At 44.5% G+C, this 23,577-nt stretch carries 18 protein-coding genes; 4 read left to right on the top strand and 14 right to left on the bottom strand.

The window, feature by feature from the left end:
• The first annotated feature begins 373 nt into the window (after positions 1-373).
• Positions 374-1,759 (top strand): adenylate/guanylate cyclase domain-containing protein, encoded by a 1,386-nt coding sequence (locus tag I3248_RS03530; RefSeq protein ID WP_238062576.1) that lies wholly within the window; start codon positions 374-376, stop codon positions 1,757-1,759.
• Between the two features lie 114 nt (positions 1,760-1,873).
• Here the strand turns inward: I3248_RS03530 and fdx are convergent, their stop codons facing one another.
• The 8 genes from fdx to I3248_RS03490 form a co-directional block, all read right to left on the bottom strand.
• Positions 1,874-2,212 carry an ISC system 2Fe-2S type ferredoxin gene (gene fdx / locus I3248_RS03525; RefSeq protein WP_025647033.1) on the bottom strand — a complete coding sequence of 113 codons (339 nt, stop codon included), beginning with the start codon at positions 2,210-2,212 and terminating at the stop codon, positions 1,874-1,876.
• An 84-nt stretch (positions 2,213-2,296) separates the two neighbouring features.
• Entirely contained in the window at positions 2,297-4,174 is a 1,878-nt protein-coding gene (gene hscA, locus I3248_RS03520; RefSeq protein ID WP_238062575.1) for a Fe-S protein assembly chaperone HscA, read from the bottom strand.
• 238 nt (positions 4,175-4,412) lie between these two features.
• Positions 4,413-4,997, bottom strand: a complete 585-nt coding sequence (gene hscB / locus I3248_RS03515) for a Fe-S protein assembly co-chaperone HscB (protein WP_238062574.1) — start codon at positions 4,995-4,997, stop codon at positions 4,413-4,415.
• An 87-nt stretch (positions 4,998-5,084) separates the two neighbouring features.
• Positions 5,085-5,405 (bottom strand): iron-sulfur cluster assembly protein IscA, encoded by a 321-nt coding sequence (gene iscA / locus I3248_RS03510; RefSeq protein ID WP_025647030.1) that lies wholly within the window; start codon positions 5,403-5,405, stop codon positions 5,085-5,087.
• A gap of 182 nt (positions 5,406-5,587) precedes the next feature.
• Complete coding sequence (gene iscU / locus I3248_RS03505) at positions 5,588-5,998, bottom strand: Fe-S cluster assembly scaffold IscU (protein WP_238062573.1); 411 nt, start codon at positions 5,996-5,998, stop codon at positions 5,588-5,590.
• A gap of 152 nt (positions 5,999-6,150) precedes the next feature.
• Positions 6,151-7,377, bottom strand: coding sequence for an IscS subfamily cysteine desulfurase (locus tag I3248_RS03500; protein WP_201603564.1), 1,227 nt, complete (start codon positions 7,375-7,377; stop codon positions 6,151-6,153).
• Entirely contained in the window at positions 7,374-7,883 is a 510-nt protein-coding gene (locus I3248_RS03495) for an Rrf2 family transcriptional regulator (protein ID WP_238062572.1), read from the bottom strand. The genes I3248_RS03500 and I3248_RS03495 overlap by 4 nt, the downstream gene beginning before the upstream one ends.
• Before the next feature lie 607 nt (positions 7,884-8,490).
• Positions 8,491-9,072 carry a hypothetical protein gene (locus I3248_RS03490; RefSeq protein ID WP_346268418.1) on the bottom strand — a complete coding sequence of 194 codons (582 nt, stop codon included), beginning with the start codon at positions 9,070-9,072 and terminating at the stop codon, positions 8,491-8,493.
• Between the two features lie 691 nt (positions 9,073-9,763).
• Between I3248_RS03490 and I3248_RS03485 the strand changes: the two genes are divergently transcribed.
• The gene (locus I3248_RS03485) at positions 9,764-10,036 is read left to right on the top strand and encodes an HU family DNA-binding protein (RefSeq protein WP_025647025.1); all 273 of its coding nucleotides are present in this window, start codon (positions 9,764-9,766) and stop codon (positions 10,034-10,036) included.
• 400 nt (positions 10,037-10,436) lie between these two features.
• Positions 10,437-12,311: a SurA N-terminal domain-containing protein gene (locus tag I3248_RS03480; RefSeq protein WP_238062570.1), complete on the top strand. Its 1,875-nt coding sequence runs from the start codon at positions 10,437-10,439 to the stop codon at positions 12,309-12,311.
• 95 nt (positions 12,312-12,406) lie between these two features.
• Here I3248_RS03480 and purH read toward each other — a convergent pair whose 3' ends face one another.
• From purH to mrcB, 6 genes are all read right to left on the bottom strand, one after another.
• A complete protein-coding gene (gene purH / locus I3248_RS03475; RefSeq protein WP_201610706.1) occupies positions 12,407-13,984 on the bottom strand; it encodes a bifunctional phosphoribosylaminoimidazolecarboxamide formyltransferase/IMP cyclohydrolase in 1,578 nt (525 codons plus the stop codon).
• A gap of 360 nt (positions 13,985-14,344) precedes the next feature.
• On the bottom strand, positions 14,345-14,644 hold the full coding sequence (gene fis / locus I3248_RS03470; protein WP_025647022.1) for a DNA-binding transcriptional regulator Fis: 300 nt from the start codon (positions 14,642-14,644) through the stop codon (positions 14,345-14,347).
• Positions 14,645-14,674: 30 nt separating this feature from the next.
• Positions 14,675-15,661 (bottom strand): zinc-ribbon and DUF3426 domain-containing protein, encoded by a 987-nt coding sequence (locus tag I3248_RS03465; protein WP_238062569.1) that lies wholly within the window; start codon positions 15,659-15,661, stop codon positions 14,675-14,677.
• 70 nt (positions 15,662-15,731) lie between these two features.
• On the bottom strand, positions 15,732-16,658 hold the full coding sequence (gene prmA, locus I3248_RS03460) for a 50S ribosomal protein L11 methyltransferase (protein WP_238062568.1): 927 nt from the start codon (positions 16,656-16,658) through the stop codon (positions 15,732-15,734).
• A 93-nt stretch (positions 16,659-16,751) separates the two neighbouring features.
• Positions 16,752-17,456, bottom strand: coding sequence for a tetratricopeptide repeat protein (locus I3248_RS03455; protein WP_238062567.1), 705 nt, complete (start codon positions 17,454-17,456; stop codon positions 16,752-16,754).
• A 372-nt stretch (positions 17,457-17,828) separates the two neighbouring features.
• Positions 17,829-20,273 (bottom strand): penicillin-binding protein 1B, encoded by a 2,445-nt coding sequence (mrcB, locus tag I3248_RS03450; RefSeq protein ID WP_238062566.1) that lies wholly within the window; start codon positions 20,271-20,273, stop codon positions 17,829-17,831.
• Between the two features lie 419 nt (positions 20,274-20,692).
• Here mrcB and I3248_RS03445 point away from each other — a divergent pair, with 419 nt between their 5' ends.
• The gene (locus tag I3248_RS03445) at positions 20,693-23,494 is read left to right on the top strand and encodes a heavy metal translocating P-type ATPase (protein WP_238062565.1); all 2,802 of its coding nucleotides are present in this window, start codon (positions 20,693-20,695) and stop codon (positions 23,492-23,494) included.
• Positions 23,495-23,577 lie beyond the last annotated feature (83 nt).

Here is a 23,577-nt window from a genome sequence, read left to right as displayed (position 1 = left end):
ATCGCCTAAAAAATAGTCTCTGTCAGTGCCATGGTCGAATGTTCAACACGCCCTAGCTTTACGGTCCAGTAAATAGAGTGAGGTTTAAGCCGCTTTGGACTCTATAAAAGTCCAGTATAAATATCTAATTATTTGTATATATTAAACACGGATTAGCGAATATTATCTAATATTTTCAAGGCCTTGGCGGTATTTAACTGACAAGCGGTATTTTTTTGGGTATCATTGCCAGGCTTAGCAGGCTTGAAGCACTATAATAGATTTATTTATTTATCACATTTCAATAATCATACTGTTTCGGTTATCCAAACATTATGATTAACCCTTCTGCTGTAAGATTATTTTACGGTGACTTAATAAAGCGAAGAACAGCATGTCAATATCAGAGATGTTAAAACCGAAATTTTCACTAAAAACCGGTGAAGGTTTTAATTTTAACTATCCTGAGGTTTATGTCTTGCTGCTAAGCGTGGCTCTTCTCGCTTTATATTATGAGTTCAGTCCAATAGCGATGGCCCTTTTTGTCATCATCTCTTTGCCTAGTTTGATGATTCTTGTATACAACTATCGGCGTCCCTCAAATTTTTGGACTTCAAATGCGGTTGTTGTTTTATTAGGGACAGTCATTGGTACGATGCAATTTTGCGTAGTAATCGCTTTGAGTTTAGCCGTGCTGATTGCCGTGCGCATCATTATTAGCGAAGCAGAGAACCGCGCTAAGCTTTTGATGGTAGCGATCATAACTATGGTGATATTTTATTATGTTAGTATCACTTTAAGTGGCTCTAAAATAGATTGTGATAAAGGCGTCGTACCGCTTACTATTTTGTTTGCAAGCTTGTTAGTTGTGCTCGGTCACTTTTGGTTTTTTTATAATAAGTACATCGAGCATAGCCGCATAGCCGCGCAGTCTAAAGACAGACTCAGCACTATGGTGTCAGTGATTAGTAAGCTGACCCGCTTTGTACCGCAGCAGATATGGCAACCTATTGTTAAATCAAATAGCGAGGTTCGAGTCGCTAATAAGCGTGCGAAGCTGTCTATTATGTTCTCAGATATTGTTGGCTTTACAGAGCTGTCCGATAGTTTGAGCGCTGACAATTTAGCCGATATTTTAAATACTTATATGGAGGTAATGACCGATATCGCTAATAAACATGGCGCAGTGTTAGATAAGTTTATCGGCGATGGTATGGTTTGCTTCTTTGGTGAGCCCAATAGTCGCGGAGTGCGTCAAGACGCGCTAGATTGTGTGGCGATGGCAATAGATATGCGCCGCGAGATGCGTACGCTCAGACAAAAGTGGCGATTGATGGGGTTTGATGGTCTATACGTGCGCATTGGCATTACTACCGGCTACTGCCATGTTGGTAACTTTGGCAGTAGTAGCCGATTGAACTATACTATTATCGGTAGAGAAGCCAATCGTGCAGCGCGTCTCGAGCAAGCCGCGGGCAACGATGAGATTTTGATCAGCCAAGCGACTTATGACTACATTTGCCATGATTATCAGTGTAAATATGCAATTAGCTATAAGTTAAAAGGCTTTGATGATGTTATTCGGGCTTGGCAGGTTCTTGATCCCGATGCCGATAAGGATGAGTCGTCTAAATGGGTCGATCATACTTTGCCGGGTTTCAATCTCCATCTTAACTTCAAAGATATGAAAAATTACGATTATCAAGAAATTAGAAATCGTCTCAACTTTGCGCTAGAGCGTATCGAAAAAGAAGAGAATAATCAAATGTCAGGTCGATAAAAACATGAGTTAATTTCTTATAGCTTTATAATATAAAAGCCCAGCGATTCTATTTAGAATCGCTGGGTTTTTTATTCGAAAAGCTTTTATTAAGCCAACAAGCTCATAGAAGGCTTAATGGTTTTCTTTGGCATGGTTCAGAGTATATTTTGGTATCTCGATAGTTAAGTCATCCTCTTCGACAACAACTTGGCAAGAGAGACGAGAGTCAGGCTCAAGCCCCCAAGCACGATCTAATAAATCGGCTTCGATATCGTCCATCTCATCTAGACCGTTAAAGCCTTTACGCACGACGACGTGACAGGTAGTGCAGGCTTTTGACATCTCACAGGCATGCTCAATTTTGATGCCTTTTTCGAGTAGCGCTTTACATAAGTTACTACCAGTCTCAAGCTCAACTTCAGTACCTTCAGGACAAATCTCGTGATGGGGGAGTACAGTAATCTTTGGCATAAATAATCTATCCGCGATTTATTAATTAAAAATGTAGGGGTTAATAGCGTTTAAAGTCTATGTGGGAAGCGCGCTCTTTATGAGCTACCAGTCTTTTGCACTAGTGCCGGCCATGCTAGTTTTGACGCTTTGGTTCATGATGCTAGCTGCAAAAGCATCGCTCAAAGGTTTAAGCTTAGCTTGCTGGGCTTCGATATTGGCTAGATCATCATGAGCGAGTGCTTCTTGTAAGGCTTGCATTTGCGTGGTTAATGCTTGTTTGGCTTCTGTTGTGAGTAAACTGTCGAATTCGCCAAGCGCTGATTGTAGCGCTAACAGCTCACGCTCCGCTTCGACTTTTGTTTCAATCAAAGAGCGAGCATTCTTATCTTCTTCGGCATGTTTAAAACCTGCTACTAACAGCTGCTCTTTTTGCTCATCAGATAAGCCATAAGAAGGTGTGATTTCGATCTGGCTTTCCGTACCTGTACTGGTTTCTTGCGCGCTCACAGTCAGCTGTCCGTTCGCATCGATACTAAAAGTCACCTCAATACGCGCAAACCCGGCCTTCATCGGCGGGATGCCGTACAGCTCAAAGCGTCCCAATGAGCGGCAGTTTTCAACCGTTTCGCGCTCACCTTGGACCACATGGACTACTAGACCGGTTTGCCCATCTTGGTACGTGGTAAAGGTTTGACGTTTTTTGACGGGAATAGGTGTATTACGCGGGATGAGCACTTCAACTAAGCCGCCCATGGTCTCAAGCCCAAGTGACAACGGGGTAACGTCAAGTAAGAGTAGGTTATTATCGCTATTACCGTTGATAAGCTGATGCGCTGTTTGCGCCGCTCCTAAAGCGACTACTTCATCAGGATTAAGACGAGATAACGGCTGCTTACCAAAAAACTCAGCTACGGTATTTTGGATAGTTGGCATACGCGTAGAGCCGCCAACCAAAACGACCTCATCTAAGTCTATCACTGATAGTTGGGCATCGCGTAGTACTTGCTCGCAGACCGCTAAGGTACGGCGGCTAACGGGCTGTGCAATAGCAAGCAAGTCCTCATGAGTTAATACCCCTTGGAAAGTTTGCTCATTGATAGCGATATCGACATCTACTTGTTGGCTGTCGGTTAGCGCCTGCTTATAGGTTTTAGCCTGCTGAGCTAAGATAGATTTGTCATGCCGACTAACCTCAGCAGGATCGATACCCAACTGCTTGATAAGCCAATTGACCAATAAGCGGTCAATATCATCGCCGCCTAACGCGCTGTTACCGCCTGTAGCGAGCACTTCAAACACGCCATCGGTCAGCTTTAAGATAGACACATCAAAAGTACCTCCACCTAAATCATAAATGAGGTAGTAGCTTTCGGTATCGTCTTGATTAGGCTTGTCGAGACCATACGCAACTGCAGCGGCAGTAGGCTCGTTAAGCAGTCTTAATACATTAATACCGGCGGCTTGAGCAGCGTCTTTAGTCGCTTGACGCTGCGCCTCATCGAAATAGGCCGGTACGGTAATGACAGCGCCTTCAACGCTATCTGCAGGCAAGGCATCGCTTGCGCGCTCATTTAGGGCGGCTAGTATGCGCGCGGATACTTCTACTGGTGAGACATCCCCCTGCGCGGTCATAAATGCTGGCATAGCGTTTTCGCTACCACTGAGCTCATAAGGATGTGAGAATTTAATGTCTGCTTGACTACGGCCCATAAAGCGCTTGGCGGAGATGATGGTATTTTTAGGATCATCTGCAAGGTGGGCTAGTGCTTCAGAGCCGACTACAGGTGCCCCAGTAGCAGGATAGTAAACAACAGAAGGGAGTAGCGTATCGGCATGATGTTTCGCTGGCAGTACTTGCGCCTTGCCTGAACGGACGACTGCTGCTAATGAGCGCGTGGTTCCTAGATCAATACCAAGGCCAAAACGATGCTGGTGAGGCTGGGCACTTTGATTGGGTTCAGCAATTTGCAATAAAGACATAAGACAGCTCAAAAAATAAAAGTGAAAAATGAGAGGGTAATAAAAAAGCGGCTATTAGAATCTGTTGTTATATATTTTCTAAGACAAAGCTAAGTCAGGCATATTATACGTGATTACCGCTGATATCGTAACTCTAGCAATAGCTCCGACAGTATAAAATCTACTGATGATAAAAAGGGCAAAGGCCGCTCATCGTCATGAAGCCAATAATAATCACATAAAGATTCAGTTTGTAAGCTTAGACATACAGATCATCGTCGTCTGCTTGTTCTGCATTAGCAAGCTCATCGAGCGCTATAGTGATATCAGCATTGAGCTTGACTAAGAATTTTAGCTTTTGGGTCGCATCGATGGCCGTTTGCCATTGCTCCTGCTGATACGCCTCTTTGAATCGCGTTGACTGCTCTTCTAAGCGGCTCGTAATCTGTGGATGTAACTGCTGTAGGCTCGAGCGCTCTTTATCTTCAATAGCGGTTTCTAAATCAATGCGCAACTGCATGGCATCATCGAGGAACTCTAAATCGGCAATGGAATGCTCCAAAGTCTGTGCTTGCCCAGCCATATCTAATAGATAGGCGGCTCGGCTATCTGGATGACTCAAAGTTTGATAGGCTTGATTGATAACGGCTGACGCTTGCCCAGACTGCTGCAGATGATCACTAGTATTACTTTTTGCTATATTGTCAGGATGATAGCGTTTTTGTAGCAAACGCAGTCGCTGATCTAGAGCCTGCTGAGATAAGTCAAACTGAACAGGCTGCTCAAATAAAGCGAAAAAATTATCGAACTGAGCGTCTGGCTGCGCATGGTTATCTGAAGTCATATTTTGACCTTTAAAAATGATACTCATTTATTGTTATATTTAAGGGTTAATCTATCAAAGGTTTGGCTATTTTAAACAAGCAAAACATCATACGGTAAATGATTCACCGCAGCCGCATTCGCCTTTTTGATTAGGATTAGTGAATTTAAAGCCTTCATTTAATCCTTCTTTTTCGTAGTCCATCAGCAGACCATCGAGATATACTAAGCTTTTTGGATCAATAAAAATACTGACACCGCGACTGTCATAGCGCGTATCGTTATCGTCGGGAGTATCTACAAACTCCAAAACATAGGCCAAACCTGAGCACCCTGCAGTACGAATACCAACGCGGATACCTTCGCCTTTACCGCGATTATCTAAAAACTCTCGAACATGCTGAGCGGCGCGTTCTGTCATTTCAATCATGCCAACTCCTATTATTTATCAATAACTAAGACTGTAATCACTAAGATTATAATGAGTAAACTTATCAGTAGGGTATAAAATAAAGGTGACAATGGCATAAGCTGTATTGTCACCTCCGTAGCGTATAAAGCTCAGCGCTCTATAGACTTATTATAAAGATAAGACGCCTTCAACTAAACCGCTTAGTGCGCGACTTCTTCTTGCGTATCGCTAGTACCATGCTTTCCTTTGTAGTCGCTGATAGCGGCTTTAATTGCATCTTCTGCTAAGACTGAGCAATGCACTTTAACGGGTGGCAAAGCAAGCTCTTGAGCGATATCATTGTTTTTGATCTCACTCGCTTGATCTAAGCTTTTACCTTTTAGCCACTCAGTGACTAGTGAGCTTGAAGCAATAGCAGAGCCGCAGCCATAAGTTTTAAAACGGGCATCTTCAATGATACCGTTATCGCCAACCTGAATCTGTAAGCGCATAACGTCACCACAGGCTGGAGCACCAACCATACCGGTACCTACATTTTTGGCATTTTTATCAAAATTGCCGACATTGCGTGGATTTTCGTAATGATCAATAACTTGGTCACTATAAGCCATGGGTTTTCTCCTGGTTAGACGATGAGTCCTGAAGTATTTTAAGGTTACTGCTTCGAGGGCTTATCTGTAATTGGGGTCAAACGTATTAATAGTCTGTAGTTTTTATTTACTCGTTGTACTTAGTATTCGCCGTACTTAAACTAGCGACTATCTTAGTGCTCAGCCCATTCAACTGAGTCAAGATCTACGCCGTCTTGATACATATCCCAAAGCGGCGATAGAGCACGTAACTTATCAACAGCGCTATGCATTTGCGAGAGTACCGTATCGATATCTTCTTCAGTAGTATAGCGGCCAAAGCTAAAACGGATAGAGCTATGCGCTAACTCATCAGAGCGGCCGATAGCGCGCAGTACGTAAGAGGGCTCAAGCGTTGCTGAAGTACAAGCCGAACCTGAAGAGACCGCTAAGTCTTTTAGCGACATCATCAAAGATTCCCCTTCAACGAAGTTGAAGCTAATGTTAACGATGTTAGGTACGCTGTGCTCAAGATCACCATTTAGATAGATCTCTTCAATATCTTGCAAGCCATCCCACAACTTCTGACGAAGATTAGCAACATGAGCATGATCTTCTTCGCGCTTTTCTTCAGCTAAGCTAAAGGCTGCGCCTAGACCAACAATCTGATGCGTTGGCAGCGTACCTGAACGCATACCGCGCTCATGACCACCGCCATGTAGCTCAGCTTTTAGACGTACACGTGGCTTACGGCGAACAAATAAAGCACCGATACCTTTAGGGCCATAAGCTTTATGACCTGAAAAGCTCATTAAATCGACTTTAGTCGTTTCGACATCAATTTTTATTTTGCCTACGGCTTGAGCGGCGTCAACATGGAAGATAACGCCTGCTTCGCGAGTAATCTCACCGATAGCAGTGATGTCAGTAATCGTGCCAAGCTCATTATTGACTGCCATTAGTGAGACTAAAATGGTGTCCTCACGTAGTGCGTCTTTGACTTGCTCTGGCAGTATCAGACCTGTGCCTTTTTGCGGCTCAAGATATGTGATCTCAAAACCTTCTTGCTCAAGCTCACGACAAGTATCTAATACGGCTTTGTGCTCGATTTTACTCGTGATAATGTGCTTACCGCGAGAATGATAGAAGTGTGCCGCGCCTTTAATGGCTAAGTTATCAGACTCAGTTGCCCCTGAGGTAAAGACAATCTCGCGTGGATCAGCGTTAATCACTTCTGCAACTTGTCCGCGCGCTGTCTCTACGGCTTCCTCTGCTTGCCAACCGTAACCATGAGAGCGTGAAGCTGGATTACCAAAGATACCGTCTACCGTTAGATATTCGCTCATTTTTGCAGCAACAGGCTGAGCAACAGGGGTAGTAGCGGCGTAGTCTAAGTATATTAAATTATTATGTTGGCTCATGCTGGGTTTGCCTCGCTAGTCGATAAAGTAATGGTGTTGATGTCTTTTGATGAAATCTCTTTAGAAGAGCTGTGCTGGCGTTCTGAAACGGATTGCACATTTTCCATATCTAATAGTTGTGCTAAAGTTATATTTTTCAAGTACTGCTCGATATGCTTTGATAAAGCACACCATAAATCATGAGTCAGACACATGGTGCCGCCTTGGCAGTCGCCTCGTCCCTCGCATTGCATTGCATTGACGGACTCATCCACTGCTGAGATGATGCTCATGACATCAATCTCGTCTAGAGGCTTTGACAAGTAATAACCTCCAGCAGCACCGCGAATGCTCGTGACTAACCCTCGTTTACGTAACTTAGAGAACAGCTGCTCAAGATAGGAGATCGATATTGATTGCCGCTTAGCGATATCAGATAAAGACACCGCACTATCTTGTTGACTGGTCTGCAGTGCCAAATCTAGCAATGCAGTAACGGCATATCTGCCTCGAGTGGTTAAACGCATGAAAGATCTCCAAACTGATTAGTAGTAAGCTTAAGTAGGTAAAGTGCTGCTTTTAACATTCCAGTATTAGACTGGTGATGTATTCAACATATTGCCCCAACGAATAGCTTGAAACTAACGAGTTAGTCGCTAATAAATAACAAACTAATAGTCAGTAAGTCATACGCTATGGCTATCTCACAACAGATGGTTAATCCTATAAATGTCGCGATATGAGTATTATACTTAATCCTGAGTAATTTAGTCAAGATTAAAGTGTGGTTGACGCGTTAATTAAATTTAAGCGAGTGATTGATAATATTAATTGACAGTAATAGGTGTAAAATCGATAGATTATCGTTATTTCTATACTTAGAACAGCGAGGAATAAGTTAAGACTAAGAAGAGAGAGTCGCTTTTGAATAAAGCGCTTTGATTCACAAAGGTTTAGATTTAATAATGCTTTGATCCAGTAATGATTGAAAGGAGAAAAGTAAAAGTAAAAGTAGTAGTACAGCAAGCACCACTACTATTTATCTTTATTCTTACAATGTGGGGTTACTATTTATTGCTAACAGCGTATTGCTAACAGCGATGAGTAATAATGAGCAAACAATATAGCCTCCTATTATTGACTGATAAAAAAAGCAATAATAGCGATCAGAGCGATAACTGCAGCTACAACCGCACTTATCATCAGGAGCTTTTGCTTACTTTGCAATTCTTTGAGCGTCGTTTCAAGTTCGCGGTTCTTTATGGTAAGGGTATTGATTTGCGTTTGTTGTTCTGCGATACGTGCTTTGTAGTTATCAGTTTTTTCCTGCTTTTCGGCATCGCTGGGTTTAGTTTTTCCGCTGCCTTTGATTTTTTTGATTAGCCCTTGAATGATGCCGCCTAAACCCATTTGCATAATAAACTGTTTGACCAGTTGTACTTGCACTACTTCTCCGCGCATTTGCAGCTTTTCAGTGCTCTCAATATCGTGAGTTGTGAGCGCATTGATGACCTGCATACTATAAGCATTGATAACGACGTCAGGCTCACTACGATCGGGTGGCATACTTGTATCTAACAGTACCCCTTTATAGCTAAAAGTGGCAAACACTTCGACATGAGGCAAATATAAGCGCAAACACACTAGCGTGTTTTGTTTAGCCAAAGGGTATGCTGCTTTACGTAGCTCAGAATCTAAGCGTAATAATAACGTCATTGCTGATTCAATAAAAACCAAAATGATATTTAGCAGAGAATGAGACAATGTAGAACGCTTCATGTCAATTATCCAGTGTTATAAGGTGGAGGGTGATGAGGTAAATGAGTAGAGTCACAATATAGTGAATCAGTAGTAATGCAAATTCTTGCTAAGAGTAGCGTAAAAACGCAGTATGTCAAAATTAATATGTGTCAATGTGTCAATGTATCAACGTGTCTTGGCATTCTTTAGTTAAGCTGCTTAGTCCGTTCAAGTTCAGGAGCGTTGCTGCTATAGGGTTGCTACCATACTGACAAACTTATCATAAAAATAATGCTATCTAGTGTCAGTAACCGAATTGTTGCAATATTGGCAATATTGTTTATGTCAGAGCACCAGTCATTCATAGAATAGGTAATTAAAATAACAAGTTAGAGAATGAAATAGCAGCTAAGAAATAAAAGCAATAAAAATCTAGGTAAGAAAGTTACTGGTATTTTACGTAATTTTGAGTGTCGAATGCGTTGTAGAGTACACAAAAAAATGTAAAATCGCTTGCGCTCCCTATGCTGCCTTGATATAAAGACCTTAATAAAGCGTAACCACAACCACGTAAGCTTCTAGTTATCGTTATTGCTTAAGCATTATTAGAGCGATACAATAACGGAAGCTAGCGTTTATTATAGCCCTTAAACTTGAAGGAAATTTTATGAATAAGTCAGAACTCATTGATAGCATCGCAGACAAAAGCGGTTTAAATAAGACTCAAGCTGGTGATGCATTGAACGCTGTTATGGAAAGCGTTGGTGAAGCACTAGAAGCTGGCGAGAGCATCTCACTAGTAGGTTTTGGCACTTTTAGTGTTAAAGATCGCAAAGCACGTACTGGTCGTAACCCTAAGACTGGTGAAGAATTGGCTATCCCAGCTAGTAAAGTACCTAGCTTTAAAGCCGGTAAAAACCTAAAAGAGCGCTTAAACTAAGCCAGACTCTAAGCTGTGAAGTATTCAGTGCTGTTAGTTATGGTTTTAGCTGTATTAAAACAACATGATAAATAGCACAAAAAAAGCATCTTTAATTTAGGTGCTTTTTTTATGGGTAAAAAAGCTGGTAAAGGCGAGACGAATATTTTGAGTCTATGGCAAAAATCACGTATCATAGGCGCGCAGGTTTCGCTTGCCCAAGCGCTGAGATAGCAGTCATTCTCCTGTTTCTAACGTTGATAAGCTATAGCGTTGATAAGTTTTGAAGACTTATATATTGACAAGATACTGACCTGTTAACGAGTATTGTATATTATTGATTCTGACCATTGTCAGTCCTATAACGACTGATAGTATTAAAATGGTCCTCCCAACACGGTTTAATAAAGCAGAAATAATTATGGATAAATTGCGCGATTTTTTAAAAACTTGGCCTGGTCGCATTTTATTGATTTTATGCCTAGCGCCATTAGCGTTGTTGGGTGTTGAGAGCTATTTTGGCGGGAATGTCGATCCCAACCAAATCGCTCAGGTAGGAGAGGCAAGTGTTGGACTTAGCGAGTACCAGTCTGCGGTGAACAGCCGCCGTACTGAGCTATTAGATCAGGTCGATGATGCCAGTTTGATCAATGAAGATGTCCTGCATGAGCAAGTGTTAAAAGGCCTTATTGATCGCACTTTACTCGAGCAGCAAGCAGGCAAGCTGGGTATGACTGTATCTGATGACACGATCAATCGCTTATTGTTGCAAGAAGAGATATTTAAAGACGCAGAAGGTAATTTTTCTAATGATCAATTCTCAAACTTCTTGCGTCAGCGCGGAATGACTAAAAACCAGCTATTTGCAGAGTTTCGCAATCAGTTGAGTCTAGATCAGCTCAATGCCAGTATTGTAGGAACAGCTATCTATCCAATGCGCGCTGTCAACCAGCTGATCGACTTGCAGCTTGAGACCCGTAAGGTTTGGTTGCATCGTTTCAACTGGCAGGACTACCAGCAACAAGTACAAATCAGTCAGGCGGATGTAGAGGCGTATTACAATGCCAATAAAGATGAGCTAAAAAGCGCCGCTATGGTCGATCTTGCTTATATTCAGCTGATACCGGCTAACATTGAAGTTAAGCAAGTGACTGAAGATGAGTTAGAACAGCAGTATGAGAGCTATAAGCAACAGCTTGGGGTGAGTGACGAGCGCATGATTAGCCAAATACTTTTGAGCGGCGATGATGCCAAAGCACGCGCTGATAAGGTATTGGCCGAGCTAAATAACGGTGCAGATTTTGCTGCGCTGGCTGAACAGTACTCTGATGACCCTACTGGTGCAAGCGGCGGCGCTATTGGCCGTTTTAATCCTTCGGTATTTGGTAACGATGCTGCTAAGGTTGAGGACGCTCTTGAGGGATTAACCGTCGGTGAGGTGAGCCCAGTCGTCAATACGAGCTTTGGTTATCAGATTTTCAAAGTCACTGAAGACAATAGTGATGGTGTGCCTACTATGGAGAGTATGCGCGAAGAGCTAACGACAAAAGCTAAAGAGTATAAGCGTCAGACGATTTATGCTGATAAAGTCACTGCCATTAATGATTTGGCGGCAGACGGTTTTAGTATCGAAGATATCGCTCAACAAGAAAATGTGACGCTTAAGCGGATCAATGACTACCGCAAAGAAAACAATACGTCCGTACTAGCGCAGCCTGCAGTGATCAAACAAGCGTTTGATGATTTTACTATTCAGGATCAAGCGGTAACGACTGGTATTGAAGTCGGTAATGGTATGGTCTGGGCGCAGCCGAGCAACTATCGTCCTACTGAGACTCTAAGCTTAGCCGCAGCGACCCCGATTATCACGCAAACCTTACGCAAACAAAAAGCCAGTGCTTTAGCTCTAGCCGATGCCAAAAAAGTAGCAGCCGCTATTGATACTGTCGATGATATCGCAAAGCAAGCTGTATCCTTTCAAGCATTGGGTGAGATCAATCGTCAAACGCCTTTGTTATCTGATAAAGAGCGTGGCCTTGCGTTTAGTAAGCAAGCACCTATGAATGGAGTAGTGGCGATAGCCAGTCCTACGGAAGTGGGGGCGTCAGTGCTAGTAGGTGACCATATAGAAACACAAGGTGAGTCGCAGCTATCTGCAGCAGAAAAAGTACAAACCGCTGCTATTATCCGTGATAATTTAGGCCAAGATCAGTTGCAGGATTACTTAGACTACCTACGTTTAGTGTATAACGTTGAGATCAATGAAGCGAATATGGCGAACGCTCAGGTTCGCTAAATACAAGGTTAGCCACAAAAAAGCCACCGTCATTACGGTGGCTTTTTGTGTGTACAAGTTGTACTTAATAGTTAAGCAAGCTTATCGATACCGGATTAATGGCGGAAATGACGCATTCCAGTGAATACCATGGCTATGCCATGCTCATTAGCTGCAGCAATAGTCTCGTCATCACGCATAGAACCACCGGGCTGAATGATAGCAGCAATACCGACTTCAGCAGCATTGTCAATGCCATCACGGAAAGGGAAGAAGGCGTCTGAAGCCATGACAGCGCCTTCAGTGGCAAGGCCTGCATGCTCAGCTTTTATAGCAGCGATACGAGCAGAATTGACACGGCTCATCTGACCTGCACCAACGCCGATAGTACGCTTGTTTTTACCATAAACAATAGCGTTTGATTTGACATATTTAGCGACAGTCCAAGTGAACAGCAAGTCGGCAATTTGAGCCTCTGTCGGTTGTACGTCAGTGACGATCTGTAAGTCATTAGCACCAATAATGTCCAAGTCTTGCTCTTGCACCAGTAATCCACCGTTAACGCGCTTGTAGTCGAGTTTGCTTTGGCGGTTAGTCGTTACTGGTAGCTCGCCGCAAACCAATACTCGAACGTTTTTCTTCGCGGCCGTTACCTCTAGCACGCCATCTTCGATACTGGGAGCAATGATCACTTCGACAAACTGGTTATCGATGATGTCCTTTGCCGCAGCGACGCTAAGCGCAGTATTAAAAGCGATGATACCGCCAAAAGAGGATTCAGGGTCTGTGCTAAAGGCGGTGCGATAGGCAGCGACTTGATCAGGATCAACGGCAACACCGCAAGGGTTGGCATGTTTGACGATGACGCAAGCAGGCGCGGTAAAGGCTTTTACGCATTCAAGCGCCGCGTCTGTGTCAGCGATATTATTATAGGATAGGGCTTTGCCTTGTAGCTGCTTAGCAGTGGCAATCGACGCTTCTTTTTTATCTAAAGCAGAATTTTCAACGTAGAAGGCGGCCTTTTGATGCGGGTTTTCGCCGTAGCGCAAATCCTGCATTTTATCGAATTGTAGATTGAGCGTACGAGAAAAAACTTCTGGCTGCTGTGTGTCGTTAACGCGGCTGCCTAAGAAGTTTGCAATCATGCCATCGTACTGAGCCGTATGTTCAAAAGCCTTCACTGCCAAATCGTAGCGTAACGCTGAGGTCAGCGTTGTACCTTTGTTTAGAGCAGATAGAACGCGCTCGTAATCATTAGGGTCGGTTACAATGCCAACATCAGCATGATTTTTTGCCGCAGCGCGGACCATAGTAGGGCCACCAATATCAATATTTTCAATAGCATCAGTCATAGTCACGTCAGCTTGTGCAATCGTTTCAGCAAACGGATATAGGTTGACGACCACCATATCAATGCGCTCAATAGCATGCTCATTCATGATCGCATCGTCAGTACCTCGGCGGCCTAAGATACCGCCATGGATTTTGGGATGTAGGGTTTTGACGCGGCCGTCCATCATCTCAGCAAAGCCTGTATAGTCAGAGACCTCTGTGACTTCGACATTATTGTCTTGTAGCAAACGATAAGTGCCGCCCGTAGACAATAGGCCAAAACCTGATTTAATTAAGCCTTGAGCGAATTCTACAATACCTGCTTTATTAGATACTGAGAGGAGTGCTAGTGGTTTTGTCATAATAAAATCATTCCATAAAAATCCTGAAAATAAAAGGCATTAAACCGACAGCATAGGCTGCTAGCGATGGATACCGTATAGGCTCAGGCGAGGGGATATAGGCAAGACAAGCCATAAAAAACAGGCTTAATTATTGCCATGAGTAGGTCGTGATAACTATTATAAAATATGTGGTGACTGATATGGTTGTTTATGTGATTACTATTGGCCTAGTGATTCATCGGTTAAGGCAATAGTATAAAGGCCGATATGATAAAACATATTGGCTAGTATGTACAAAAATTTGTCTTGTTTGCCCAAATTATTAGTCAAAATACTCGCCGCTTTAGCGCCTAGAAGATGAACTAGCAGCTTGAAGCATTACATCAAGTCGTAGCACTTTAGCTTTTTACGTAAAGTCCCACGATTCAACCCTAATATTTGCGCGCACTTGGTTTGATTGCCGCGAGTCTTTTCGAGGACTACGGTCAGTAATGGTAGCTCGACTTCTTTTAAGATAAGCTCATACAAATCAGTTGGTAGCTCGTCGCCCAAGGCTAGAAAATACTCACGAACCACACGTTCAACATGATAGCGTAAAGGCTCAGAGCTCTCAGCTGAGCTTGCATAATGTACGCTTTGGGCAAAATGATTGGCGGAGCCCTGTACAGATGGTGTCATAAGGTATTTTCCTCAATATTGGGCAGATGATCAATAAATAGGTTCAATAGTAATCCTATCAATTTGCTGGCGAGTTAGAGGGATAGTAAACATAAAAGGTTGGCTGTAATTGGCAGACAGCTGGCTTTGACGAGTCATTAAGTAGTCTTCTGGTAGCGCAATAAACTCTCCAACTAATGCATCGCTACCATAAATACTAACTCTAAGACTAGGTACCAGCTGGGTCTCGGTACTTTGATTCGATAGGGTCGCTTGCACATCACTATAAGCAGTAGCCGCTTTAATCTTGCTTACTCTAAATACAGGGTCAGAGATGACAAAAGCATCTAGATCAGCAGAGGGTAGTCGGCACGCCGCTATCACACACACAGCCTCCAAACGGGCAGCATAGTCTGGATCTTTGATTAAAGTATTTAAATTAAAGATAATATATTGGGCAAATAAAGATAAGGTTAAGACCAAGCAACCAGCGCTCCACAGTAATATTGCTACTGATTGCGGTCCATCATCGTAGTGCCCCGATCGCGTCTCATCATCTTGAGCAACATAGCGCGGCACTCTATCTTTAGCTAAATTACGCTGCGCTAAGTCTTGATACAAATACTGATTACTCAGCGCTTTATCGACCTTGTTAGCGGGCAAAACGGGCTGAGTTAAATAAGGCGTTGATTGAGTAGTCGACTGCGAAGCACTCTGGTCAGCAGATTGTGCTTGAGCGTGACCGAGCGGCTTGTCGTGGTGACTATTATGCTTACTGAGCAGCTCTTCGAGCCAGTTATTATCTGAATGCGCGCTATCATCTGGTGTTACTGTATTATTCAATGAATCATCATTGGCAGAAACAACTAAATGCTCATTCACCAAAAAGTTGTGCTGACAATGGGCACAGCGCATCTGTGTGCTCGGTCGCTGTAAGAGCTCTGGCAATTCAGCATTTAGTTCAAAATACACCTGACAACTAGGACACTGAGTTTTGATACGCGTAGTCATGTCATCAAGTCCAGAAGCAGTGTTCATTAATTCTACTCAGCTACTATTGGCGGTAAGTAGGTACTGCCAATATCGTAACAGATGTAATTAAATGTTGCTAGCCTGTAAATGTTCCTGAAAGTCGTTGCCAATGATGATCTTCTTGCGTGGTAAAAGCATGCTTAGGGTCGAGAGTAAAATAGGGCTGATAAGCGTCAATAACTTGCTCAGTCTGCGACTCAATAAGACCTGCCAACACTAGCCTGCCTTGTACAGCGATAAGCGTTGCAAAATAAGGCGCTAACCCAATAAGCGGTTTTGCTAAGATGTTAGCGGCTATTATGTCTACCGGTATCACGTCATTCTCAGCGCAGTAATCGTTGAACTCTTCTGGTAAAAAAGCCAATAGCCGCTCATCAACTTGATTGCGCTCAGCGTTTTGCTTAGTGGCCAATACTGCTTGTGGATCAATATCTACCGCATAAACTTGACGCGCGCCCAATAGCAGGGCAGCTATTCCCAAAATACCAGAGCCGCAGCCATAATCGATGACGACTTTATCCTGCAAGTCCTCGTTGGTGAGCCAATCTAAGCATAAGCGAGTCGTTGCATGATAGCCTGTGCCAAAAGCTAAGCCTGGATCCATAATGATATTGGTTGCTTCAGGGTTTGGAGGTGTCAACCATTCAGGTACAATCCAGAGGTTATTGGCGCATTCGATCGGCTGATAATGCGTCATCCATTCACGCTCCCAGTCCTTGTCCTCGACAGCGCTGAGCCAAGTACGACTGGCGTCTACTTGTGCAGCGATATCATGAATAAGCTGCTCGAGAGCCTGTCGATTACCCTGTTCGGTAGAGGCGTCAAAGATACCTGTTAGTACTACCTCATCCCATAGTGGCGACTCGCCAGGTAGTGGCTCAAACAAAGGCTGGTCGCCTGCATCGTCTAACATAATAGACAGCGCGCCCGATTCTAATAACAACGCTTCTGCCAAATCAACGTTGGTTTTTTTACACTGTAGATGCAGTTGTTGCCATGCCATAAAAATGCCTTTAAAAATAAGAGAAATAAGAGTGAGTTTAAAAATAATGAGATCTAATGCTGCCTAACACATACTGACGATCTCGCCTTGCTACTAACGAAGCGCCTGCTGCGCCTCACGAATCACGCGAGTATTATTCTGTGCTTGTCCAGATCTAAGAATAAGCTGCCATAAAGCGCGGCGACGATTAGCATCTTGCGAGACAGTCAGGCCGCGGCGAGCCATCGCTTCGGCTTTACGGGGCTGATTCTTTTTTAGTGCGACTTGCGATAAATAAAAGTATACCGCGGACGATCTAGGCGCCAAACGCTGCGCACGGGTAAAGCTGTTCTCTGCTGCGGTCAGATTACCAGATTGCAGCTGCGAGGTACCGACTCGCATCAGGTTCTGAAAAGCAGGTAAATCGCTTTTATTATTAGAAGCTTGCCGGCTGGACTGTGAGGACTGCTGCGAGTTTTTACGGGCACGCTCTAATAAATCGCTATGTGAGGGTAAGCTCGGCGATTGAGAAGGCGTATTAGCGTCATAAACAGGTGGCTCTTCAATCATCGCATCCGGTAGCGGTATGACTAAAACACTATCATCAGGACGTGTGGGTATGGGCTGATTCGGGGCTGAGCCAGACTGAGTTAAGGGGTTTTGACGATTGTTGCTATTTTCATAAGTCGTAGGAGCTTGGGCAGGCGGATGATAAGGCTCAATAGGATAGCCATCATTGGTGTAGCTAGGTGCTGGCTGGCTAGAGTCAGCAACCGCAGTCGTTTGAGTAGTAGAAGTTACGGGTCCTTGATTAGCCATTGTAGACGGCGCGGTTTGACAAGCGCTCAGGGTTAAGGCGCTCATTATTATAGTAGGAAGAAGTACGCGCTTCGACTGTAACGGGCGTGCTGCTCCGCTTGCCAATAAACATGAGTTTTGCTGCTTTAGTATCGCCATATCCTGCTACCTCTACTTAATATTACATCATCTATAAACAGCAAAAGATTTACTGAATAATAGGGTGATCTGTTTTTGATAATAAGTTATGTGTCGTTATCATGTCATAATGTCACAATGCCACTATGCACGTATCAGTATACAGCCCCTCACTATAAATAATGGGCTTTAGATAACTCTAAAGCCCTTATTATAACTCGATTGTCCTGCTTTTAGCAGCTATTGAATCAACCTTTAGAACCACTCAAGCGCGCGGTCGTACCAAGTATCAGCGCCTCGTTGTGGTTCATTATTCTCCATATCTTCATCAGTAGGCTGTTGCGTATTGTCCAGACCTTCTGATTGTGGCTGCCCGAAAGTAAATCCGCGTTCACGCGCTTGTTCTTGCTGATAAAGCTGCAAAGCGCACTCACTAGCCTCTTCAGGTAGATAGGCGGACATCACAGGTAAGTAGCGTGCATTGGCGCAGCGCTCATTAGAGAGCTTGCCTGAGTTGTTCTCAAGCCATAACCATTCGATCCCTTCCGGCTCTGCCATGGCTACAGGAGTTAGCTTTAAACGGCGCATATAATCAACCCAAATCGGTAGCGCTCCAGTACCACCGCCAAGACCGATAGGCTTATTATCATCGCGGCCTACCCAAACCACACTGACATAGTTACCACTATAGCCTGCAAACCAAGCATCACGGTAGTCATTAGTGGTTCCAGTCTTACCCGCTAAATTCAGCTCACTACCCAAAGACTGCGCTCGGCGAGCTGTGCCTTCTTTGACCACTTGCTGCAAAGCGTAGTTGGTCAAAAAGTTAGCTTCAGGCGGCACACTGCGCTGTGTGTTGAGCCCAGTACGCTGCAAAATACGACCACGATCATCGATAACAGTACGAATACTATGGATAGGCGTACGAAAGCCGCCGGTAGCAAAGACCTGATACACGCCCAGCATATCCATCGGACTGAGATTAACGGCGCCTAATAGCGCAGAAGGGTAAGGAGAGATTTTTTCTTCGATACCCATACGGCGTAGTTGTCTGGCAAAAGTATCTAAACCAAACTCCATCCCTAAACGTACAGTGCTTTGGTTATAGGACTTAGCTAGGGCAGTGGTGAAAGGAACAAACCCATGATCGCGGCCATCGTAGTTTTTGGGGTTCCAGTCGTTACCGTTTGAGGTGACTGTGATAGGTGAGTCATCCACTGAGCTGGCTAAATTATAGCGTCCACTCTCAAGCGCGGTCATATAGATGATAGGTTTTAGCAGCGAGCCGACGGGACGTTTAGCATCTACCGCTCGGTTAAAGCCGGTGAACTCGCTACCGCTACCGACGACAGAGACAAGCTCACCGGTCTCAGGATTGGCACTGACCAAAGCGCTTTGTAAATCTTTGGTCTTACTACTATTACGGCGCAGCTCACCGAGCTTACGATCAATCGCTTTGTCTGCTGCTAGCTGTGCAATAGGGTCGAGGGTACTGATAATAGTCAGACCTTCGTTTTTGAGATCGTCAGCATAGTAGACATCATTGAGCTCGCGTTTAACGATGTCCAAAAAGTCAGGAAACTGGCTCTTACCTTCAACGGGCTTATCGACGACGCCTAAAGAGTTGTCAGAGGCAGCTGCATAGTCTTCTGCTGTCAGCTTGCCTATCGCTTGCATATTACTCAGCACCACATCGCGGCGCGTTTTGGCCGCTTCTGGATGACGGCGCGGGTTATAGATGCTAGGCCCTTTTGCCATACCCACTAACATCGCTTGCTGATCTAGACGCAGCTCATTTAAAGGTTTATTAAAATAAAACTGTGATGCGAGGCCAAAACCATTAATAGAGCGATTGCCGTTTTGACCTAAGTAAATCTCATTTAGATAAGTTTGTAGTATCTCATCCTTGCTATAATGCAGCTCTAGCAGTATCGCCATCAACGCCTCGTTGGCTTTACGCTTAAGAGTACGATCTGAGTTGAGATAAAAGTTCTTAATCAGCTGCTGGGTGATAGTCGAGCCGCCTTGCATAGAGCCGCCTGAGAAGTTATTGATGACCGCGCGCGCTATGCCGCGTATCGATACGCCTTTATGCTCATAAAACGCGCGATCTTCAGTAGCAATTAGTGCATCTATGAGCGGCTGAGGCACCTCATCTAAAGAGACGACTAAGCGATCTTCGTTACTATCTGGATAGATGCCGCCGATACTGACAGGCTCTAGGCGTATGATACCTGTATCGTTTTGCTCAGTGCTCTGGATGCTTTGGATCTTATTATTAGCAAGCGTCATTTTGATGACTTGTTCTTTATCGACATCGTTAGCGCTATAGCTAAAGCCCCGAGTATGAATAAAGTAGGTATTGCCGGAGCGGTGGAAGCTACCAGTACGATCATAAGCGGTGTTGCTTTGATAGTTCAGTAGATCAAGCCAAGTCTTTATCGTGTCTTTATCGACATTAGCGCCTTGATACAACTCAAGTGGCTGCGAATAAACTTTAGCTGGAATATCCCAGCGCTTACCCTCAAACTTACTAGTGATAGTACGATCAAGCTTGATTAGGTATAGAGCCAATAACACCATAGCTACGATGACAATGATGAGTAAGATACTGCTAAACACAATCCCGCCTTGTTTGGAGGGTAGGGAGCTCATTGCAGCTCTAGGCGACTGCGGCGGGGTAAGATTAGGTTTTTGCACTGATAACACACCGTTTTAACATAAAAAAACTGCCTCATAATGACGCAAATTGACTAAATTTTCAATCTATCATCTCAGTCACGGCATTCATTACGCCATTCATCATACAATGGCATTAAACCGTTATAATAAGTAGAGCTTATCGCGCTGTAATCGCAGCTTAATGAATAAATACCGATACCTACTTTTAATCTAGAATATCACTGCCATATAAGATAACGACTTATAGTGAGTCTCACTATGTTTTTTATATGAATTAAGCACCGTTTTGAGCAAGGTATAAGCAACATTAGTTAGATAGTAATTCCCAAATAACAGCGTACGGCTATGATTAGATTGACGATAAGATAGTTTTACCAAAAGCTGATTTTATAAAGTAATGTCCTCTAACAATAAGCCGGTCATTAATAAGAGCAATCATGTCCCCTTCTTTTTCATCCTCGACTGTGTCCCATTCTCAGTATGACGATAGTTCCATCATCCAAGGGCTAGTGCTGCCGAAGGTTGGGCACTGTTTTCATTGCGGTGATCCAGTACCTAAGCCGCCATTTCACGCACAGATATTAGGCGAGGCGCGTGAGATGTGTTGTATGGGTTGTCAGTTGGCAGCTGAGAGTATCGTAGAAGCAGGGCTTGAGCAGTATTATCTTGATCGCTCAGAGATTAACCGTACCGCAAGCCTGCCCACTCAGTTAACGCAGCTTGAAGCTTATGATCATGATGAGATCAAGTCGCAGTTTGTCTACGCGCAAGAAGGTCTATCAGTCGCTGAGCTGTCAGTCAATAATCTGCGCTGCGCGGCTTGTACTTGGCTGATTGAGTCAAGGCTTTATGAGATTGATGGCGTGGATAAATGCCAAGTCAACTTGACCAATCAGCGCATGCGTATTATCTGGGATGAAAACAAGCTGCCCATTAGCCGTATTTTAGCGGTGATCAATGAAATCGGTTACGACGCCAAACCTTATCGCCAAGATACCCATGAGGCGATGCTAGCCCGGCACAATAATAAGATGCTGCTCAGGCTCGGTATCGCGGCTCTCGGTGCTATGCAAGCGATGATGTATGCAGTAGCGCTATACTTTGGTGAATATAGCGATATGCTGGTCTTTCAGCGCGACTTTTTGCGCTGGGTGTCGTTATTTGTCAGCACGCCTGTTTTCTTTTATGCTGGCGTGCCGTTTTTTACCTCAGCATGGTCGGCGATTCGTGCGCGTCAAGTCAATATGGATGTGCCGGTCAGTGTCGCTTTAATCGTGACGTTTTTCGCTAGTATGTATGCCACCGTGACCGGACAAGGTGAGACTTACTATGATTCAGTAAGTATGTTCATTTTCTTTTTATTAGCTGGGCGCTACATTGAGCATAATGCACGGCTAAAAGCGGCGACTATGGCCAATGATCTGGTCGTGGTTGAGCCGATTTTAGTCCAAAAAATCGCTGAAGATAAAGCGTCGGCTGCGCTAATTTTAGGGCGTTTAAACCAGCAAAGCCAAGCTGACGTCGCACCGTTAGTAGCCAGCGATATTAATAATGCGGTTGATACTAATGATGATATCAGTACCAATCTAAAAGCCAGTCCGTTACCTAACTTTATGCAAGATATGGACGCTAATGTCCACACACTGACGCAAAAGGTTGCTGCCGCATGGCAACAATCCGCGGCTTCGGTAACCGAACTACATGCCGCTGATAAGTCCATGGTCACCGCTCAAAGTCTGCAAGTGGGCGATATTATCATGATCGAGGCAGGGGCGGAGATCATCAGTGATGGTATCTTGCTGAGTCCAACTGCGACCGTCTCACAAAGCCTGCTGACCGGCGAGGGCGACCTGATTATCAAGCGTCAAGGCGACTACATCGTTGGCGGCGCGCAAAATGACAGTCAGCCGTTTGAGATGCTAGTGACGGCCTTACCAGAAGACAGTCAGATGGGACTGATCGACCGGCTGATGAACCGTGCTATGAGCGAGAAGCCTAAGCTTGCGCAGCAAGCCGATAAGTTGGCACGTTGGTTTGTCGCGCGTATTTTGGTGCTCTCGGTCTTAGTGTTCATTGGTTGGTATATCGTAGATCCTAGTCTAGCCATTTGGGCCACTGTCGCAGTGTTAGTCGCCACTTGTCCTTGTGCATTATCCTTAGCAACGCCTATTGCGCTGACGGTAGCGACCAATAGGCTAGCAAGCTATGGATTTTTGACCACCCGTGGTCATACGCTGCAAACTTTGGCTGAGATTACCCACGTGGCCTTTGATAAGACAGGTACGCTGACTTACGGTAAGCCCAATTTATTAAGTATTGAGCTGTTAAACGCTCAAGCATCAGCTCATGCCGACTCGCAGGAACAGCTATTAGCGATAGCGGCTGCGCTAGAGGTGGGCAGTCGCCATCCGATTGCCCACGCGCTGCTAACGGCGGCCTATCAGTTACACCTGCCAGCTACCCAAAACCTTCAACATTACCCGGCAGGCGGCGTTGAAGCGATAGTCGATGGGGTTTTATACCGGATCGGTCATGCTGATTTCGCTATGGACGCTGCCCATGACGATACGAGCAGCAGTGCTCAGTCGCTAAATATCGATTTGATAGCCCATCGAGCCAGCTCAGCGGTGGTTCTATCTTGTCAGTCTCTAACTAAAAGCTCCGAAGATACTGTGCCTAGCTGGCAAGCACTGGCCTGCTTTTATTTCAATGATAAGGTTCGTGATAGCGCCAAAGCGACTTTGGACTCTCTAAAGCAGCTAGGAATAGAGTCAGTGATGCTAACAGGCGACCCTAGTCCGCAAGCTTTAGTTATAGCGGACACCTTAGGGATGAGCGCCGCTTATAATGGCCTATCGCCTACGGATAAAGTCAATCACATCCAGCAACTACAAAGTAAAGGCGCAGTGGTACTGATGGTCGGTGATGGTATCAATGATGCGCCCGTGCTAGCTGCCGCTGATGTGTCTACGTCTATCGCTGGCGCCGCTGATCTGGCGCAAGTGTCTAGTGATAGCATTATTTTAAATGGTCAAGTCGAAGGTATTAATGCTGCTAAGCGCATCGCTGATAAGACCGAGCGCATTATCAAACAAAACTTTCGCTGGGCATTAGGCTATAACGGCATTGTCCTGCTGCCAGCTATCTTTGGTTATGTGCCGCCTTGGCTTGCTGCAATCGGTATGTCGCTAAGCTCCTTGATAGTGGTACTTAACGCTCTACGTCTGAAACGGGCTTAAAGGCTAGGCTACAAGCAAAACAATAGCATGAACATTGAGCAAAAAAACCGCCTGCTAAAAATAACAGGCGGTTTTTTATTTTT

It is taken from the genome of Psychrobacter sp. Ps3, assembly GCF_022129275.1.
GTDB classification, from domain to species: domain Bacteria; phylum Pseudomonadota; class Gammaproteobacteria; order Pseudomonadales; family Moraxellaceae; genus Psychrobacter; species Psychrobacter submarinus.
The sequence above is the reverse complement of the archived record's forward strand: the minus strand, read 5'-3'. Positions and strand labels throughout refer to the sequence as shown.

Excerpts from the sequence above, each read along its gene's own strand:
- I3248_RS03445 (WP_238062565.1), top strand. The coding sequence starts at position 20,693 with ATGTCCCCTTCTTTTTCATCCTCGACTGTGTCCCATTCTCAGTATGAC.
- I3248_RS03465 (WP_238062569.1), bottom strand. The coding sequence starts at position 15,661 with ATGAACACTGCTTCTGGACTTGATGACATGACTACGCGTATCAAAACT.
- purH (WP_201610706.1), bottom strand. The coding sequence starts at position 13,984 with ATGACAAAACCACTAGCACTCCTCTCAGTATCTAATAAAGCAGGTATT.
- I3248_RS03530 (WP_238062576.1), top strand. The coding sequence starts at position 374 with ATGTCAATATCAGAGATGTTAAAACCGAAATTTTCACTAAAAACCGGT.
- I3248_RS03455 (WP_238062567.1), bottom strand. The coding sequence starts at position 17,456 with ATGGCTAATCAAGGACCCGTAACTTCTACTACTCAAACGACTGCGGTT.
- fdx (WP_025647033.1), bottom strand. The coding sequence starts at position 2,212 with ATGCCAAAGATTACTGTACTCCCCCATCACGAGATTTGTCCTGAAGGT.
- hscA (WP_238062575.1), bottom strand. The coding sequence starts at position 4,174 with ATGTCTTTATTGCAAATTGCTGAACCCAATCAAAGTGCCCAGCCTCAC.
- iscA (WP_025647030.1), bottom strand. The coding sequence starts at position 5,405 with ATGATTGAAATGACAGAACGCGCCGCTCAGCATGTTCGAGAGTTTTTA.
- I3248_RS03500 (WP_201603564.1), bottom strand. The coding sequence starts at position 7,377 with ATGAGCCAACATAATAATTTAATATACTTAGACTACGCCGCTACTACC.
- I3248_RS03495 (WP_238062572.1), bottom strand. The coding sequence starts at position 7,883 with ATGCGTTTAACCACTCGAGGCAGATATGCCGTTACTGCATTGCTAGAT.
- hscB (WP_238062574.1), bottom strand. The coding sequence starts at position 4,997 with ATGACTTCAGATAACCATGCGCAGCCAGACGCTCAGTTCGATAATTTT.
- fis (WP_025647022.1), bottom strand. The coding sequence starts at position 14,644 with ATGACACCATCTGTACAGGGCTCCGCCAATCATTTTGCCCAAAGCGTA.
- I3248_RS03480 (WP_238062570.1), top strand. The coding sequence starts at position 10,437 with ATGGATAAATTGCGCGATTTTTTAAAAACTTGGCCTGGTCGCATTTTA.
- I3248_RS03490 (WP_346268418.1), bottom strand. The coding sequence starts at position 9,072 with ATGACGTTATTATTACGCTTAGATTCTGAGCTACGTAAAGCAGCATAC.
- prmA (WP_238062568.1), bottom strand. The coding sequence starts at position 16,658 with ATGGCATGGCAACAACTGCATCTACAGTGTAAAAAAACCAACGTTGAT.
- iscU (WP_238062573.1), bottom strand. The coding sequence starts at position 5,998 with ATGGCTTATAGTGACCAAGTTATTGATCATTACGAAAATCCACGCAAT.
- I3248_RS03485 (WP_025647025.1), top strand. The coding sequence starts at position 9,764 with ATGAATAAGTCAGAACTCATTGATAGCATCGCAGACAAAAGCGGTTTA.